Annotated in this window: 17 protein-coding genes; 4 read left to right on the top strand and 13 right to left on the bottom strand. The window is 65.0% G+C overall.

The window, feature by feature from the left end:
* Nucleotides 1-17: 17 nt before the first annotated feature.
* Nucleotides 18-572: a flavodoxin family protein gene (locus SUTH_RS03720; protein WP_041097193.1), complete on the bottom strand. Its 555-nt coding sequence runs from the start codon at nucleotides 570-572 to the stop codon at nucleotides 18-20.
* A 48-nt stretch (nucleotides 573-620) separates the two neighbouring features.
* Nucleotides 621-1,322, bottom strand: coding sequence for a pirin family protein (locus SUTH_RS03715; RefSeq protein WP_041097191.1), 702 nt, complete (start codon nucleotides 1,320-1,322; stop codon nucleotides 621-623).
* 109 nt (nucleotides 1,323-1,431) lie between these two features.
* Between SUTH_RS03715 and SUTH_RS03710 the strand changes: the two genes are divergently transcribed.
* Nucleotides 1,432-2,376: a LysR family transcriptional regulator gene (locus tag SUTH_RS03710; protein ID WP_041097189.1), complete on the top strand. Its 945-nt coding sequence runs from the start codon at nucleotides 1,432-1,434 to the stop codon at nucleotides 2,374-2,376.
* 130 nt (nucleotides 2,377-2,506) lie between these two features.
* Here the strand turns inward: SUTH_RS03710 and SUTH_RS03705 are convergent, their stop codons facing one another.
* Entirely contained in the window at nucleotides 2,507-2,947 is a 441-nt protein-coding gene (locus SUTH_RS03705) for a BLUF domain-containing protein (RefSeq protein WP_041097187.1), read from the bottom strand.
* A 103-nt stretch (nucleotides 2,948-3,050) separates the two neighbouring features.
* Between SUTH_RS03705 and SUTH_RS03700 the strand changes: the two genes are divergently transcribed.
* A complete protein-coding gene (locus tag SUTH_RS03700) occupies nucleotides 3,051-3,320 on the top strand; it encodes an oxidative damage protection protein (RefSeq protein WP_041097185.1) in 270 nt (89 codons plus the stop codon).
* A 9-nt stretch (nucleotides 3,321-3,329) separates the two neighbouring features.
* Here the strand turns inward: SUTH_RS03700 and phoU are convergent, their stop codons facing one another.
* From phoU to bioB, 9 genes are all read right to left on the bottom strand, one after another.
* Nucleotides 3,330-4,046, bottom strand: coding sequence for a phosphate signaling complex protein PhoU (phoU, locus tag SUTH_RS03695; RefSeq protein ID WP_041097183.1), 717 nt, complete (start codon nucleotides 4,044-4,046; stop codon nucleotides 3,330-3,332).
* Between the two features lie 57 nt (nucleotides 4,047-4,103).
* On the bottom strand, nucleotides 4,104-4,775 hold the full coding sequence (gene rpiA, locus SUTH_RS03690; protein ID WP_041097181.1) for a ribose-5-phosphate isomerase RpiA: 672 nt from the start codon (nucleotides 4,773-4,775) through the stop codon (nucleotides 4,104-4,106).
* Nucleotides 4,776-4,846: 71 nt separating this feature from the next.
* Nucleotides 4,847-6,640, bottom strand: a complete 1,794-nt coding sequence (lpdA, locus tag SUTH_RS03685) for a dihydrolipoyl dehydrogenase (protein WP_041097179.1) — start codon at nucleotides 6,638-6,640, stop codon at nucleotides 4,847-4,849.
* Nucleotides 6,633-7,214, bottom strand: a complete 582-nt coding sequence (locus SUTH_RS03680; protein WP_041097177.1) for an MFS transporter — start codon at nucleotides 7,212-7,214, stop codon at nucleotides 6,633-6,635. The genes lpdA and SUTH_RS03680 overlap by 8 nt, the downstream gene beginning before the upstream one ends.
* The gene (gene aceF, locus SUTH_RS03675) at nucleotides 7,211-8,596 is read right to left on the bottom strand and encodes a dihydrolipoyllysine-residue acetyltransferase (protein WP_070099324.1); all 1,386 of its coding nucleotides are present in this window, start codon (nucleotides 8,594-8,596) and stop codon (nucleotides 7,211-7,213) included. Before aceF ends, SUTH_RS03680 begins: the two co-directional genes overlap by 4 nt.
* 3 nt (nucleotides 8,597-8,599) lie before the next feature.
* Nucleotides 8,600-11,275: a pyruvate dehydrogenase (acetyl-transferring), homodimeric type gene (gene aceE, locus SUTH_RS03670; protein WP_041097176.1), complete on the bottom strand. Its 2,676-nt coding sequence runs from the start codon at nucleotides 11,273-11,275 to the stop codon at nucleotides 8,600-8,602.
* Between the two features lie 221 nt (nucleotides 11,276-11,496).
* Nucleotides 11,497-11,649, bottom strand: a complete 153-nt coding sequence (locus SUTH_RS19560; RefSeq protein ID WP_171817305.1) for a hypothetical protein — start codon at nucleotides 11,647-11,649, stop codon at nucleotides 11,497-11,499.
* Nucleotides 11,646-12,464: a methyltransferase domain-containing protein gene (locus SUTH_RS03665; RefSeq protein WP_041097174.1), complete on the bottom strand. Its 819-nt coding sequence runs from the start codon at nucleotides 12,462-12,464 to the stop codon at nucleotides 11,646-11,648. The genes SUTH_RS19560 and SUTH_RS03665 overlap by 4 nt, the downstream gene beginning before the upstream one ends.
* Before the next feature lie 7 nt (nucleotides 12,465-12,471).
* A complete protein-coding gene (gene bioB, locus SUTH_RS03660) occupies nucleotides 12,472-13,473 on the bottom strand; it encodes a biotin synthase BioB (RefSeq protein ID WP_041097172.1) in 1,002 nt (333 codons plus the stop codon).
* 74 nt (nucleotides 13,474-13,547) lie between these two features.
* On the opposite strand from bioB, the gene SUTH_RS03655 reads away from it, so the two are divergent.
* Together SUTH_RS03655 and SUTH_RS03650 are read left to right on the top strand one after the other, a co-directional pair.
* Nucleotides 13,548-14,261: a ComF family protein gene (locus tag SUTH_RS03655; protein WP_052473175.1), complete on the top strand. Its 714-nt coding sequence runs from the start codon at nucleotides 13,548-13,550 to the stop codon at nucleotides 14,259-14,261.
* A 36-nt stretch (nucleotides 14,262-14,297) separates the two neighbouring features.
* The gene (locus SUTH_RS03650) at nucleotides 14,298-14,687 is read left to right on the top strand and encodes a hypothetical protein (protein ID WP_041097170.1); all 390 of its coding nucleotides are present in this window, start codon (nucleotides 14,298-14,300) and stop codon (nucleotides 14,685-14,687) included.
* 14 nt (nucleotides 14,688-14,701) lie between these two features.
* On the opposite strand, the gene SUTH_RS20185 is transcribed toward SUTH_RS03650, so the two are convergent.
* A complete protein-coding gene (locus tag SUTH_RS20185) occupies nucleotides 14,702-15,772 on the bottom strand; it encodes a tetratricopeptide repeat protein (protein WP_041097168.1) in 1,071 nt (356 codons plus the stop codon).
* Between the last annotated feature and the right edge of the window lie 49 nt (nucleotides 15,773-15,821).

The raw sequence follows: 15,821 nt of genomic DNA, 5'->3' as shown, positions 1-15,821 counted from the left end.
GCCACGCCGGGAGCGGATCAGCCCTTCAATCTGACGGCTGTTTCGGCCACGCGCTTGCCGAACAACCTCGCGGTTTCCAGATCGCCGGGAAGCATCTCGTCGGGACTGGCGTCCGAGGGCGATTGCGCCATCGCGCCGCTGAAGGAGCCGACGTAATTCACGTCGTTGCGCTGTGCCGCTTTGGAGTTGCTCGGCAACATGCCGGTGCCGACCCAGATGCCGCTGTGCTGCATGGCCAGGGTGAACAGGTAATGCAGCGTCGACAGCTTGTCGCCGTTCATGGTGGCGCTGTTGGTGAAACCGGCGAACAGCTTGTCCTTCCACTGCTGGCTGAACCAGGGCTTGGAAGACGCATCGGCGAACTTCTTGAACTGCCAGCTGACGCTGCCCATGTAGGTCGGACTGCCCATGATGATTGCATCAGCGGCCTTGAGGGTGTCCCAACCGCCCTCTGGCAGGTTGCCTTCGGCGTCGATGGCGACCAGCGTTGCGCCGGCGCCCGCGGCGACCGCCTCCGCCATGCGCCGGGTGTGACCGAATCCAGAGTGAAAAACAATCGCTACGTTTGCCATTTTGATGCTCCTTGTGTCGGATGAAGTGAATGAACGGGGGGTAAGCACTCAGGCAGCCAGATCGAATACCAGCACCTCGGCATCGGTGCCCTGGCGCAGTTCGACACGGTGTTCGTTTTCGAGCAGGACGGCATCGCCCGTGTCGATGCGCAGGCCATTGACTTCCAGCGTACCGCGGACAAGATGCACATAGGCTTTCCGCGCCGGATCGAGCGCCAGGTGCGCGCTCTCGTCGCCATCGAACAAGCCGGCATAGAGCGACGCATCGGCATTGATCGTGACCGAATCCGCCGCGCCGTCCGGTGAAGCCACCAGGCGCAGGGCGCCGCGCTTCTGTGCGACTGGCACGGTCTTCTGCTCATAGCACGGCGGGATGCCTTTCACCCGGGGCTCGATCCAGATTTGCAGGAAATGCGTGGTCTGGTCCCGGGCGTGGTTGAACTCGCTGTGCATCACGCCGCTGCCGGCGCTCATGCGCTGCACGTCACCGGGCGGGATGCCCTTGACGTTGCCCATGCTGTCCTGGTGGGCGAGTTCGCCGGCCAGTACGTAGCTGATGATTTCCATGTCGCGGTGGCCGTGCCGGCCAAAGCCGGTTCCCGGCGCGATGCGGTCTTCGTTGATGACGCGCAGGTTGCCCCAGCCGACATGGGCCGGGTCGTAATAGCCGGCAAACGAAAACGAGTGATGGCTCTTGAGCCAGCCGTGGTCGGCATGGCCGCGATCCCGGGATTTGCGAAGGACAAGCATGACTGGAACTCCTTTCTGTCGATGGAATGCAGTCTAGGAACCATCGAGCCCTTCCAGAGCCTGCCGGTTTGATGGCATCATTCAAATAAATTGAATTTACGGAAGCCATATGACCACACCACGCGACGTATTGACGCCCGCTGCCCTGGCCATGCTGCAAACCATCGCCGAAAGCGGAAGCTTCGCCGCGGCGGCCCGCTCCAGCAACATGGTGCCCAGCGCGCTGACCTATCGCGTGCGGCAGATGGAAGACGCGCTGGACGTCCTGCTGTTCGACCGCGGTTCGCGCCAGGCCCGCATCACCGAAGCCGGCGCCGAACTGCTGCGCGAAGGCACGCGCCTGCTCGCCGACATCGACGCCGTGGCCAATCGCGTCAGGCGCGTAGCCACCGGCTGGGAATCGCAGTTCACGATTGCGGTGGACAGCATCATCAGTCGCGCCACGGTGATGGAACTCTGCGCGGAATTCTTATCGCTGAAGCCGCCGACCCGGCTCAAGCTGCGCGACGAAACCCTCTCCGGCACGCTGGAAGCGCTGACCTCCGGACAGGCCGATCTGGCGCTCGGCGCCATCATGCATGCGAGCACCACGGCCGGCCTGCATCGCGAAGCACTCGGCGGCGTGAATTTCACGTTTGCCGTGGCACCCCACCACCCGCTGGCAAAACACCCGGAGCCGCTGAGCGACGAAACCATTCGCCAGCACCGGGTGGTGGCGGTGGCCGATTCCATCCAGCGCGGCGGCGGCCTCACCATCGGGCTGCTGGCGGGCCAGGACGTGTTCACGGTAGCGGGCATGCCGGCCAAGCTGGATGCCCAGATCAGGGGCCTCGGCGTCGGCTTCCTGCCGACCCCACTGGCGCAACCCTACATCGACTCCGGCAGGCTGGTGGCCAAACGCATGGAGCGATCCGAACGGCAGATCCAGGTCAGTTACGCCTGGCGCAAGAGCGAGCGTCCCGGCCAGGGTCGGGCGCTGCAATGGTGGCTGGCACAGTTGAAGAATCCGGTCACTCGCGCGGCGCTGCTGGGCGAGCATCGCTCACCCGCTTGAGGCGCAGCCGCGGCGCGGCGCGAAAAGTCGGCGCTGGCGAAACGGCAGCAACGGTCGACGAATGGTCTCTTGTTTTGGTTGCCGGCATCGCCGGCGTGGCCGTGGCCGGGCAGCCCGGCTTCGTCGCGATTCAGCCGGGCGGAATCGCGCGCTGGCGGCGACTGAAATCGATCAGCATATCGAAGGCCAGACCCGGGTGGGCGCCGATCCGGGCCGCATCGAAGCCGCGCTCGAAGAATGGCGCATAGGCAGGATGGGCGGCGGCTTCGCGCGCGGCGAGGCGTTTGAAGCCCATGCTCCACGTGTCGAAGCTGCGTTCGTCGATCGGCGCCCGTTCGATCAGGAAAATGCCGGTGTGGCGGGCATCATTTTCCACACGCGCGAAGACCTCATCCACGGCGGCAGCCTCGCCTTCGAGCACCTGCATGAAACTGCCGTCGGCGTAGAGCAGCATGCCCGTCACGTTCAGCGCGGTGTTGCGGCGTATGGCGGATTCGAGAATCCTGTCGAGATCGTCCGTGCCCGGCTCACGGAAGGCCGTGCTGACATAAATCAGATGAATGAGTGCCATCGAGGGCTCCTGTCGCAAACGGTTGGCGCAAATACGGATACCCAAACCACGAGACGAAACTCAATGTACACTTACGCCATTCATATTTGCGAAAGGAAACACTGTGGCACGCATGGTCAATTGCATCAAGCTCGGACGCGAGGCCGAAGGCCTCGACCTGCCTCCCATGCCCGGCGAAATGGGCCGGAAACTCTATGAGAACGTCTCCAAGGAAGCATGGCAGCAATGGATCAAGCTGCAGACGATGATCATCAACGAGAACCGCCTGAGCCTCGCCGACGCCCAGCACCGGAAGTATCTGGCCGAGCAGGTGCAGAAGCACTTCTTCGGCGATGGCGCGGACCAGGTCGGCGGCTACGTCCCGCCGCGCTGAGCGCGAAAATCAGGGATTCCCGAGCGGGCGGGCGACTTCCTGTTCCATCGCCTCCAGCCCGATGTGGCGCACGTCGCGCCCCTTGACCAGATAGACGACATACTCGGAAATGTTCTTCGCATGATCGCCGATGCGCTCGATCGACCGGGCGACGAACAGCAGGTCGAGCGAGCTTGAGATCGTGCGCGGGTCTTCCATCATGAAAGTGATGAGCTGGCGCGCCGCTGCCTTGTAGGCGGAATCGACTTCGCGATCCTGGCGCACCACCTCGGCCGACGCATTCACGTCGAGGCGGGCAAAGGCATCGAGCGCCTTGCGCAGCATGGCCACCGCGATCTCCGCCGGCGGATCCAGATCGACGCGCGGCACGACGCGGGTGTCCCCGCGGTGAATGTCGCGCGCCATTTTGGCGATCTTCTTGGCTTCGTCGCCGATGCGCTCGAGATCGGTGATGGTCTTCACCACGGTCATGATCATGCGCAGGTCGACCGCCGCCGGCTGGCGCCGGGCAATGACGTTGTTGCAGGCCTCGTCGAGTTCGACTTCATGCCGGTTGACCTGCCGGTCGGTCGCGATCACCTGCTCGATCTGCGCCATGTCGCCCGATTTCAGGCCTTGCATGGCGCGGATCAATTGCTGTTCGACGAGGCCGCCCATCGCCAGCACGCGCGTGCGCAGGCCTTCGAGATCGGCATCAAACTGCCGGCTGATGTGTTCCTGATTCATGCCGCCACTCCTGTCTGCAATCCTGACACTATAACGAAGGCATGTGAAGGATTTATTTCAGCGGGTGTAAGTCTGCACGCCGTCCGCCGCGGCGAGCAGCAATACGTCCGCGCCGCGCTGCGCGAACAGGCCGTTGGTGACGACGCCGACGATCTGGTTGATGTGCGCTTCGAGGCCGACCGGATCGGTGATCGACAGGCCATGCACGTCGAGGATCAGGTTGCCGTTGTCGGTAACCATGCCCTCGCGCAGTTTCGGCTTGCCGCCCAGCTTCTCCAGCTCGCGACTGACGTAGGCGCTGGCCATGGGGATCACTTCCACCGGCAGCGGAAAGCGGCCCATGACCGGCACCCGCTTCGACGCGTCGCAGATGCAGACGAAGGTCTTTGCCACCGCCGCCACGATCTTCTCGCGCGTCAGCGCGCCGCCACCGCCCTTCACCATGGCCATGCTGGCATCGATCTCGTCCGCGCCATCGACGTAAATGCCGATGGCGTCGATGCCGTTGAGGTCGAGCACGCGGATGCCGTGGCCCTCAAGCCGCTTCGCCGTGGCCTCGGAACTGGCGATGGTTCCGCCGATGCGGTCCTTGATGGCGGCAATCTCGTCGATGAAGAAATTCGCCGTGGAGCCGGTGCCGACTCCCAGTATTGCCCCGACCGGAAGCCGGTCAGCCACATAGTCGCGCGCGGCACGGGCCACGGCCTGCTTCAGTTCATCCTGGGTCATCTTTTCGCTCCGTTGTTCTCCCGCAAGGGGATGCCGTCCCCGCCTCCCGCGGGGACATGACGGAGCGAATTTTACCGCTTGCGCAGCGGCGGCAGGTCGGTGCAGGAACCGTGCGCCACCTCGGCCGCCATGCCGATGGTTTCACCCAGGGTCGGATGCGGATGGATGGTTTTGCCGATGTCCACCGCGTCGGCGCCCATCTCGATGGCCAGCGCGATTTCGCCGATCATGTCGCCGGCGTTGGGACCGACGATGCCGCCGCCGATCACGCGATGCGTTTCTTCATCGAACACCAGCTTGGTGAAACCGTACTCGGCGCCGTTGGCGATCGCCCGGCCCGAGGCCGCCCAGGGGAACTTCGCGCTGCTGACCTTGCGACCCGCCTTCTTCGCCTCGTCTTCGCCGACGCCGACCCAGGCCACCTCGGGATGTGTGTAGGCGACACCCGGGATCACCGACGCGTCGAAATGGCTCTTCTGGCCCGCCGCCGCTTCGGCCGCGACGTGCGCCTCATGCACCGCCTTGTGCGCCAGCATCGGCTGGCCGACGATGTCGCCGATGGCGAAGATATGCGGCACGTTGGTGCGCATCTGCGAATCGACCGGAATGAAGCCGCGCTCGCTCACCGCCACGCCCGCCTGCTCGGCGCCGATCTTCTTGCCATTCGGCGCGCGGCCGGCGGATTGCAGGATCATGTCGTAGCGCTGCACTTCCGCCGGCGCCTGCTCGCCTTCGAAGCTGACCCAGAGGCCGTCGGGTTTGGCCTCGACGGCAACGGTCTTCGTCTTCAGCATCAGCTTGTCGAAGCGCTTCGCATTCTGCTTTTCCCAGGCTTTAACCAGGTCGCGGTCCGGCCCCTGCATCAGGCCGTCGAGCATTTCGACGACGTCGACTTTCGCACCCAGCGTCGAATACACCGTGGCCATTTCGAGGCCGATGATGCCGCCACCGATGACCAGCATTTTTTTCGGCAGCGCATTGTTGAATGTGGGCAGCTCCAGCGCGCCGGTGGAATCGACGATGCGCGGGTCGCGCGGAATGAAGGGCAGATGGAAGGCCGCGCTGCCCGCGGCGATGATGCACTTCTGGAAACGAATCACCTTCTTGCCGCCGCTCTTGTCCTGCGCTGCGCCGGTGGTCTCCTCGACTTCGAGATGATTGGCATCGAGGAAGTGGCCGTAGCCGCGCACGGTCTCGACCTTGCGCGCTTTGGCCATCCCGGTCAGTCCCCCGGTCAGCTTGCCGACCACTTTTTCCTTGTGCGCGCGCAGCTTGTCGAGATCGACCTTGGGCGCGGCGAAGCTGACGCCGAGATCGGCGGCGTGCGCTGCTTCCTCCATCACGGCGGCGACATGCAGCAACGCCTTCGACGGAATGCAGCCGACATTGAGGCAGACACCGCCCAATGTCGCGTAGCGTTCGACGATGACGGTTCTCATGCCGAGGTCGGCGGCGCGGAACGCCGCCGAATAGCCGCCGGGGCCGGCGCCGAGCACCAGCATTTCGCATTCGAGGTCGGCCTTGCCGGCGAATGTTCCGGCAGCGGCAACGGGGGCCGGCACGGGAGTCGGCGCTGGCGGCACGGCGGCAGTCGGCGCAGCCGGTGCCGGTATGGCTGTAGCGGCTGCACTCGCAATCAGCACCACCAGCGTACCTTCCGCGACCTTGTCGCCGACCTTGACCTTCACTTCGGTCACCACACCCGAGACCGGCGAGGGCACGTCCATCGTCGCCTTGTCCGATTCGAGCGTGATCAGCGAATCCTCGGCCTTGACCGTGTCGCCGACCTTGACCAGCACTTCGATGACCGGCACATCCTTGAAGTCGCCGATGTCGGGGACTTTCACTTCAACGCTGTCACTCATCGCGCTTTCCTTCCAGCTTGACCTCATGGACCACGATCGGCGGCCCGGACGAGGTATCGAATTCGATGCCCGCGGCGACGCCGGCCCGTGCAATCTCCGGCGCCGACAAACCGCTGTCGTAAAGCGCATGCATCGCGCCCAGCGCGAAGCTGCGGCCGGAACCGGCGGCCCAGACGCGGTCGAACTCGAACACCTCGCGATACGAATAAATACCGTAAATGCCCGAGCTGTTGGCGATCAGCGCCTGGATCTGCGAACTCTCGTAGGGATCGTCCTCGTCCTCCTTCGGATTGAGGAAGGCGTGCTCCTTGAGGATCGGATGCAGGCGGCGAAAGGTCTCGTACACTTCCATGCGCGAACCGAGCTTGACGTCCTCCAGTTTGGAGAACGCGCTTTGCAGCACAAGGTGGTGCGCCGAGGAACCGCAGATGCCGATCCATGAACCGGCGATGCTGAGGATCTTGTCGTGCTCGCCCTTGTAGCTGCGCGCCAGCCGCGTGTCGCCAAACGTCGTCAGACCATCGGCGGCGATGGCGACCGTATCGCCCTTCTTGACTACGGTGAGTGTCGTCACAGCATGCTCCTGCGCATGTCGGCCAGCAGTTGCGCCAGATAGACATTGAAGCGAGTCGCCAGCGCGCCGTCGATCACGCGATGGTCCGCCGTGAGCGACAGCGGCAGGATCAGGCGCGGCACGAAAGCCTTGCCGTCCCACACCGGCTTCATGGCCGACTTGCTGACGCCGAGGATCGCCACTTCCGGCGCATTGACGATCGGCGCGAAGCCGGTGCCGCCGATGCCGCCGACGCTGGAGATGGTGAAGCAGGCGCCCTGCATGTCGGCGGGCTTCATCTTGCCTTCGCGCGCCTGCTTCGCCAGTTCGCCGGATTCGCGCGCCAGATCGAACACGCCCTTATTCTCGGCGTTCTTGATCACCGGCACCACGAGGCCATTCGGCGTGTCGGCGGCGAAGCCGATGTTGAAATACTTCTTCATCACCAGATTGTCGCCGTCGATGGACGAGTTGAACTCGGGGTACTTCTGCATTGCCTTGACGCAAGCCTTGATCAGGAAGGCGAGCATGGTCAGCTTGGCGCCCCCGCCCTTTTCGTTTTCCTTGTTGATCTGCAAACGGAAGGCTTCGAGGTCGGTGATGTCGGCGTCCTCGTGATAAGTGACGGCCGGAATCATGGCCCAGTTGCGCGACAGGTTGGCGCCGGAAATCTTCTTGATGCGCGACAGCGGCTGCACCTCGATGGCACCGAATTTGGCGAAGTCGATCTTGGGCCAGGGCAAGAGATCGAGGCCCCCCCCCGAACTCGCGGCGGGAGTGGTTGATGGCGTCGCGCCACTGATGACGCCCTTGACCCAGGCCTGCACATCGCTTTGCAGGATGCGTCCTTTCGGACCGCTGCCCGGCACCCTGGCGACATCGACACCGAGTTCGCGCGCGAAGCGGCGCACCGACGGGCTGGCGTGGGCCGCATGGCCGGGCAGCCGATCGGCCGGCGTGGGCATGGAAACGCGGGGCTGGACGGGAATCAGCTCGGTGTCACCCGGACGGAAATCGGCGTTCGAGTCACTCGACCCCAGCGGGGTGGCGACGGAGCGCGCTGCAGCGGGCGCCGCATCGGGTGCGGCTGCTTTCGGAGTTGCCACTGGAGCTGCCGACGGCACCGCAATCGCCGTACCGCCAGCGCCGACTCCCGTGGCAGTGCCCGCAGAATCGATCAGCGCGACCAGCGTGCCTTCCGCCACCTTGTCGCCGACCTTCAGCTTCAGTTCGGTGACCACGCCCGATACGGGCGAGGGCACGTCCATGGTCGCCTTGTCCGATTCCAGCGTCACCAGCGAATCCTCGGCCTTGATCGTGTCGCCGACCTTGACCAGCACTTCGATCACCGGCACATCCTTGAAGTCGCCGATGTCCGGAACCCTTACCTCAACTATGCTCATGGCTTACACCTTTACCGGATTGGGCTTGTTCGGATCGAGCTTGTATTTCGCCAGAGCCTCGGCCACCTTTTCCCGCTTCAACTGCCCGTCGTCGGCCAGGGCGGAAAGTGCGGCCACGGCGATCCAGTGGCGATCCACCTCGAAGAAATGGCGCAGCTTTTCGCGCGTGTCCGAGCGGCCGAAACCATCGGTGCCCAGCACCGTGTAATGGCGCGGCACCAGCGCACGGATCTGCTCGGCGAAGACGCGGATGTAGTCGGTGGCGGCGATGACAGGCCCCCGCGTTTCCGCGAGACAGGCCGCAACATGCGGCACGCGCGGCTTCTCGGTCGGGTGCAGCAGGTTCCAGCGCGCGCAATCCTGCCCGTCGCGCGCCAGCTCGTTGAAGCTCGGGCAGGACCACAGGTCGGCCTCGACGCCCCAGTCTTTCTTGAGCAAATCCGCAGCGGCAATCGCTTCCATGAAGATGGTGCCGGAGCCGAGCAGTTGCACTCGCGGCCCGTTCGACGCGGCGCCCTTGGCAAACTGGTACATGCCCTTGAGGATGTCCGGCGCGGCATCGGCCGGCATCGCCGGATGCTCGTAGTTCTCGTTCATCACCGTCAGGTAATAGAACACGTCCTCCTGCTCGGTGACCATGCGGCGCAGGCCGTCCTGCATGATCACGGCGACTTCGTAGGCGAAGGTCGGGTCGTAGGAAACGCAGTTGGGCACGGTGCCGGCCAGCACCTGCGAATGGCCGTCCTCGTGCTGCAAGCCTTCGCCGTTGAGCGTGGTGCGCCCGGCCGTGCCGCCGACCAGGAAGCCCCGCGCGCGCTGGTCGCCCGCGGCCCACACCAGGTCCAGGGTGCGCTGCATGCCGAACATCGAGTAGCAGACATAGACCGGAATCATCTGCACGCCGTGCGTCGAATAACTGGTGCCGGCGGCAATCCAGTCGGCCATGGCGCCGGCTTCGTTGATGCCTTCCTGCAGGATCTGCCCGTTCCTGGTTTCCTTGTAGAACATCATCTGGTCGGCGTCCTGCGGCACGTAGTTCTGCCCGTCCTGGTTCCAGATGCCGATCTGGCGGAACAGGCCCTCCATGCCAAAGGTGCGCGATTCGTCGACCACGATCGGCACCACGCGGCGGCCGATGATCTTGTCTTTCAGCATGACGTTGAGGCCGCGCACGAAAGACATCGTGGTGGAGAACTCGCGGCCCTCGCCGCCGGCCTTCAGCAAGGCGTCGAAGGCCGACAGGGGCGGCACCGGCAATGATTCCGCCTTGCGCCGGCGCGCCGGCAGGTAGCCGCCCAGCGCCATGCGCCGTTCGCGCATGTAGTTGAGTTCCTGCGAGCCTTCGGGAAAAGTCAGGTAGGGCAGCTTCTCCAGGTCTTCATCTTTCACCGGCAGCTTGAAGCGGTCGCGGAAGGCCTTGACCGAGGTGGTGCCCATCTTCTTCTGCTGGTGAGTGATGTTCTGCGCCTCGCCGGCTTCGCCCATGCCGTAACCCTTGATGGTCTTGGCCAGGATCACCGTCGGCTGCCCCGTGTGCGCCACCGCCGCGGCGTAGGCCGCGTAGACCTTGTGCGGATCATGTCCGCCGCGGTTCAGGCGCCAGATGTCGTCGTCGGACCAGGTCGACACCATCTTCAGCAGCTCCGGATACTTGCCGAAGAAGTGCTGGCGCACATAGGCGCCATCCTTCGACTTGAAGGTCTGGTAATCGCCGTCCACGCATTCCATCATGCGTTTCTGCAGCAGCCCGGTCTTGTCCTGCGCCAGCAGCGGATCCCAATAGCTGCCCCAGATCACCTTGATCACGTTCCAGCCCGCGCCGCGGAAATCGGATTCGAGCTCCTGGATGATCTTGCCGTTGCCGCGCACCGGGCCATCGAGCCGTTGCAGGTTGCAGTTGATGACGAAGATCAGGTTGTCCAGCCGTTCGCGCCCGGCCATGCCGATGGCGCCCATCGATTCCGGCTCGTCCATCTCGCCGTCGCCCATGAAGGCCCACACCTTGCGGCTGTCGGTGGGGATCAGTTCGCGATGCTGGAGATACTTCATGAAGCGCGCCTGGTAGATCGCCTGCAAAGGCCCCAGACCCATCGACACCGTGGGGAACTGCCAGAAATCCGGCATCAGCCAGGGATGCGGGTAGGAGGACAGGCCCTTGCCATCGACTTCGCGGCGGAAGTTGTCCATCTGCTCTTCGGTCAGGCGGCCGAGCATGAAAGCGCGCGCATAGGTACCGGTGGCCGAATGCCCCTGCGACAACACCAGGTCGCCGCCGTGGGTTTCGGACGGCGCGTGCCAGAAGTGATTGAAGCCGATGTCATAGAGCGTCGCCGCCGAGGCATAGCTGGCGATATGGCCGCCGAGGCCGGAGTCGTCCTTGTTGGCGCGCAGCACCATCACCATGGCATTCCAGCGGGCATAGTCGCGGATCTTCTGCTCCAGCTCGTAGTCGCCCGGCGTGATCGGCTGCTGGTCGGCCGGAATCGTGTTGATGTAGTCGGTGTTGGCGCTGTAGGGCATGTTGATGCCGGTCTGGTGACCCAGCGCAATCAGTTGTTCGAGCAGGAAATGGGCGCGTTCGGGGCCTTCGTGCGCGATCACGGCTTCCAGTGCGTCGAGCCATTCGCGGGTTTCCTGCGGGTCGGCGTCGGGTGGGACAAGTTGGGGCGCAGCGGACATCGGGTCTCCTCCTTTTGAGAGTTGTCGGAGTCTGCCGGGTGTTATCCGGACAGACTTCTTTTGCGCAGCATAGACCTAGTTCATGATTCGGCACACCGCGTTTGTTTCGCATTGTAAAACAACAATTCACATTGCGCAATATGATTTTCCCGGCAAAAAGGGCGGGAGGGTGGAGCCGATAAATCTTCAGCTCCACCCTCCCGCCCTTCCCGACGCCACATTCAGGTTTCGTCGGTTCGACGCCGCAGCGCCGCCTTCTGCCGCGCCCGGCTGGCGCGCTTGTCCCGGCGACCATGGGCGCCGCCCTTCTTCAGCAATGGATCGAGCACCAATGGATTGCGCGGACGGATCGCGCGTTGTTTGGCCCGCTTCATCGCGAATGGAACTTCACCACCGCGCGCCCGTCGGCGATCTGCCGCGGCTCGGGTTTCCAGGCATGGCCATGGACGATTTCAAAACTGGCCGGAAGCCGCCCTTCGGCATCCCGCGGCCAGGCGCCGAGCAAGCGCCGCCAGTCGCGCCAGCCCTGATGACCGAGCAATGCATCGCGTACACCGAGGTGGCGCTGATCGGCGAGAAAGGCACGCGGCGCCGCATAGGTCAGCGTAACGAGCTCCATGTCCATCACCGGATCGCCAAAGCCGGCGGCCACCAGCATGTCGCCCAGATCGTGCATGTCGAGGAAGCGCCGCGCCGTATCGCCGGCGCCGACTTTCGCCGCCGCGGCACGCAATTCCTTCAGCGTGTCGGGGCCGAGCGTGGCAAAGCTGAGCAGGCCGCCGACTTCCAGCACGCGGTGCAATTCGCGCAAGGCCGGCAGCGGATCGTCCAACCAGTGCAGCATCAGATTCGACCAGACCAGGCCCAGGGAGTTGGCGGCCAGCGGCAAGGCACGCACATCGGCATTTACCAGCCGCGGCGCGCGGCGCATGATGCGCTGGGTGAGCGGCGTGCGGTCCTTGACGGCGCGCAGCATGGGCAGCGCGTAATCGACCGCCAGCGCCTGCGCCTTCGGATAGCGCTGCTGCAGTTCGCGGATGCCGTCGCCCGTGGCGCAGCCGATGTCGGCAACGCGCGCGGGAGCGATCTTTACCAGATCGAGCCGGGCCGCCATGCGAGCGCCCACTTCGCGGGCCAGGACCGCAGCCGAGTCGTAGGATTCGGCCGCGCGCGCGAAGTCGTCGCGCATGGGGCGGTCAGGCGGAAGTCAGTCCCAGCCGCGCGAACAAGGCTTCGTCGCGATCGGCTTCGGGGTTGCCTGCCGTCAGCAGCTTGTCGCCGTAGAAAATCGAATTGGCGCCGGCGAGGAAACACAGTGCCTGCAACTCGTCGCTCATCTCCTGACGACCGGCGGAGAGTCGCACCATCGAGCCGGGCATGGTGATGCGCGCCACCGCGATGGTACGGACGAACTCGAAGGGATCGAGCGGTGGCGCGTTTTCCAGCGGCGTGCCGGGCATCGGCACCAGCTCGTTGATCGGCACCGACTCGGGCGGCGGGCTCATGTTGGCCAGCTCGACCAGCAGCGAGGCGCGCTGGCGCCGCGTTTCGCCCATGCCAACGATGCCGCCGCAGCACAGCTTGATGCCTGCCTCGCGGGCGCGATCGAGGGTGTCGAAGCGTTCGCTCTGGGCATGGGTGGTGATGACCTGGCCGTAGAACTCCGGCGCCGTATCCAGGTTGTGGTTGTAGTAGTCGAGCCCGGCTTCCTTCAGCCGCTTGGCCTGGCCTTCCTTCAGCATGCCGAGCGTGACGCAGGTTTCCATGCCGAGCGCCTTGACCGCAACGATCATGTCGGTGACGCGGTCGAGATCCTTGTCCTTCGGACCACGCCAGGCGGCGCCCATGCAGAAGCGCGTGGCGCCCTTGTCCCTGGCGGCCTGCGCCGCGGCAACCACATCGGTGACTTCCAGCAGCGCTTCGCGCTGCGCTTCGCCGTGATGCGCCGATTGCGAGCAGTAGCCACAATCCTCCGAACAACCGCCGGTCTTGATCGACAGCAGGGTCGAGCGCTGGATGGCATTGGCCTTGTGGTTGGCCCGATGCACTTCCTGGGCGCGAAACATCAGGTCGCTGAAAGGCAGCTCGAACAGGGCGACGAGGGCCTCGGTGGTCCAGCGCGGGGCCGGAACAAAGGCGGAGGATGTGGAGGAAGATGCGGCGGGGGATGCGGTTTGGGGGGCGGCTGTGGCGGTCATCGCAGCGGACTCGCTAGAATGCGGGAAGGCGCGAATCTTGGTGGAAGGAGCCGGGCTTGTCAATTGCAGCGGGTATGGCCACAGGTCTGGCCAAGGCGGTGAAAAGCTGCGCAGCCGCCCTGCTGCCGCAGGACTGCTTCCTCTGCGCGGCGCCTGCCGACGACAAGCTGCTGTGCCCATCGTGCGCCGCCGGGCTGCCGTATTTGAGCGCCGCACGCTGCCCCGTCTGCGCGCTGCCGACCCCGGATTCCAGCGTCTGCGGGGCCTGCCTGAAGCAACCGCCGCATTTCGATGCGACGCACGCCGTCTTCCGCTACGAAGCTCCGATCGACAGCCTGGTCCAGGCGCTCAAATACGCTCACCGTCTCGCCAGCGCCGACTTTCTCGGCAGCGCCCTCGCACAAATCGCCGTACCGCTGCGCCCCGACCTGATCGTGCCCGTGCCCCTCTCCCGCGCACGCCTCGTGGAACGTGGCTTCAATCAAGCCGTTGAGATTGCGCGGCCGCTGGCACGCGCCCTGGGAACAGCTCTGGAACTCGACCATATTCACCGTCGCCGCGACACCCGACCGCAAGCCAGCCTGCCATGGAAGGAGCGGGCGAAAAACATCCGCCACGCCTTCGAATGCGATCTCGACCTTGGCGGCAAGACCGTGCTGGTGGTCGATGACGTGATGACCACCGGTGCCACCCTCGACGAACTGGCGCGAACGCTCAAGGCGCATGGCGCGTCGCGCGTGGAGAATCGCGTGCTGGCGCGGGCGCTGAAGGACCGGGGGCCGCTGTAGAATCAGCGCCATCGAATGACTCCGGGATAGACAATCATGGCGCTTCGCGATCCTGTCGACAAAAACCTGATACGCATGGAAGTGCGTCGATTCACCGCACGCTGCGATGCGCAAATTGCCTCCATCGAGCGCGCCGACACGCTGCGAGAAGTTGCGCGCCTGGCGACCTCGATGCCGCTGCCGTATGCGATCTCCGCCGAATACTCGGCGCGGGACGCGCTGCGCATGGTGCAGACCCGGGCCGAAGACCGGGCACGGGAACTGATTCAGGAGCAGATCCAGAACTTCGTCCGCGCCGAGGACAATCTGCGCGAAAAGCAGAAACGTTCGATGTTCGATTCGTGGGCCAATCTCACCGGGCCACTGGGGCCGCTTCGTACCTGGGCGCAAAGCAAACTGGCGGTGGCGGAACAGCAGATCGGTTAGTCGAGGCGCGCCGGCTAACGCAAGCGCTGCTCGATGTGCTGCGCCAGATCGGCCGGCAGGCCCGGCAGCGAACGCGCTTTCAGATATGCATCGCGCGCTTCCGGAATTTTCCCCGAGGCGTCGAGCGCAATGCCCAGAGCCGCCCACCAGCGGCCTTCGCCGGGCGCCAGGCGCGTCGCCGCCTTGTAGCGCTCGACCGCTTCCTGAACGCGACCGGCACGATTCAGCAGCGCGCCGGCAAATCCCTGGTACTCGGCGCTGCCCTCGCCAGCGGCCGCATGTTTCAGGAGGATATCCAGCGCAGCCGGCGCCTGGTTGCGCTCGACCTTCAGTCGCGCCAGGGCCAGGGCCGACGCCAAACGCACCGGGGCCAGTTCGGCGCCCTTGCGCAAGAGTTCTTCCGCGTCGTCGTAATGCCTTAGCTCGATCAGCAGTGCGGCCAGTGTCTGGCGTGCCGCGGCATGTTCGGGATAGCCCTCAAGTGCCACGCGATAGCTGGCAGCGGCGTCTTCCACGTGGCCCTGGCGCTGTGCCTGAACGCCGCGCCGGTATTCAAGCTCCGCCCGTTCAGCCGGTGACGGCAAGCGCACCTGCTTGTCGATGCGAGCATCGGGCGCAGTCGCCGGAACCCTGGGCAAAGCCACCACCGGCTGACGCGGCGGCACAACAGCAACGGCCGCTTGCTCGGGCAGCTTCGGCGCAGCCGCCACGGCCTTGCGCGGCGGCGCGCTGCCAGCCGCCGGAGTCATTGACAGCGCATCGGCCATGCGCAAGGACATCGAAGCGGGCTTCTCCGCCTCCGGTGCAACGGCAGGCTCGACACGTTCGGGTTTCGGAGCCGCTGCGGGTGCTGCCGCGACGGGCGTTGCGACTGCCGGCTCGGGGATGGCCGGCTGCATTCCGTACCACGCCGCGGCACCGAGGCCCGCGGCCGCCAACGCGAGGCCGAACCACAGCGGCGGCAGACCCCGGCGCGGTTCCTGACGCGCCGCCAGGGGCGTCACCGCCGCGGGCAAGGCGGCACGGTCGCTTTCTCCGGCGCGGCGCGCATCGAGGTCGCGCAACATCTTGTTGACCAGGCTCATCGAACTACCCTCCCCCCCACCCCCCTGCCCAAGGCAGGGGGTGACGGTG

Source organism: Sulfuritalea hydrogenivorans sk43H (genome assembly GCF_000828635.1).
Taxonomy (GTDB): Bacteria; Pseudomonadota; Gammaproteobacteria; order Burkholderiales; family Rhodocyclaceae; genus Sulfuritalea; species Sulfuritalea hydrogenivorans.
This window is presented reverse-complemented; position numbering and strand designations above follow the sequence as displayed.

What these genes read in the sequence shown, in the direction of transcription:
- SUTH_RS03720 (WP_041097193.1), bottom strand. Translation starts at nt 572, where the DNA reads ATGGCAAACGTAGCGATTGTTTTTCACTCTGGATTCGGTCACACCCGG.
- SUTH_RS03715 (WP_041097191.1), bottom strand. Translation starts at nt 1,322, where the DNA reads ATGCTTGTCCTTCGCAAATCCCGGGATCGCGGCCATGCCGACCACGGC.
- SUTH_RS03710 (WP_041097189.1), top strand. Translation starts at nt 1,432, where the DNA reads ATGACCACACCACGCGACGTATTGACGCCCGCTGCCCTGGCCATGCTG.
- SUTH_RS03705 (WP_041097187.1), bottom strand. Translation starts at nt 2,947, where the DNA reads ATGGCACTCATTCATCTGATTTATGTCAGCACGGCCTTCCGTGAGCCG.
- phoU (WP_041097183.1), bottom strand. Translation starts at nt 4,046, where the DNA reads ATGAATCAGGAACACATCAGCCGGCAGTTTGATGCCGATCTCGAAGGC.
- rpiA (WP_041097181.1), bottom strand. Translation starts at nt 4,775, where the DNA reads ATGACCCAGGATGAACTGAAGCAGGCCGTGGCCCGTGCCGCGCGCGAC.
- lpdA (WP_041097179.1), bottom strand. Translation starts at nt 6,640, where the DNA reads ATGAGTGACAGCGTTGAAGTGAAAGTCCCCGACATCGGCGACTTCAAG.
- aceF (WP_070099324.1), bottom strand. Translation starts at nt 8,596, where the DNA reads ATGAGCATAGTTGAGGTAAGGGTTCCGGACATCGGCGACTTCAAGGAT.
- aceE (WP_041097176.1), bottom strand. Translation starts at nt 11,275, where the DNA reads ATGTCCGCTGCGCCCCAACTTGTCCCACCCGACGCCGACCCGCAGGAA.
- SUTH_RS19560 (WP_171817305.1), bottom strand. Translation starts at nt 11,649, where the DNA reads ATGAAGCGGGCCAAACAACGCGCGATCCGTCCGCGCAATCCATTGGTG.
- SUTH_RS03665 (WP_041097174.1), bottom strand. Translation starts at nt 12,464, where the DNA reads ATGCGCGACGACTTCGCGCGCGCGGCCGAATCCTACGACTCGGCTGCG.
- bioB (WP_041097172.1), bottom strand. Translation starts at nt 13,473, where the DNA reads ATGACCGCCACAGCCGCCCCCCAAACCGCATCCCCCGCCGCATCTTCC.
- SUTH_RS03655 (WP_052473175.1), top strand. Translation starts at nt 13,548, where the DNA reads ATGGCCACAGGTCTGGCCAAGGCGGTGAAAAGCTGCGCAGCCGCCCTG.
- SUTH_RS03650 (WP_041097170.1), top strand. Translation starts at nt 14,298, where the DNA reads ATGGCGCTTCGCGATCCTGTCGACAAAAACCTGATACGCATGGAAGTG.
- SUTH_RS20185 (WP_041097168.1), bottom strand. Translation starts at nt 15,772, where the DNA reads ATGAGCCTGGTCAACAAGATGTTGCGCGACCTCGATGCGCGCCGCGCC.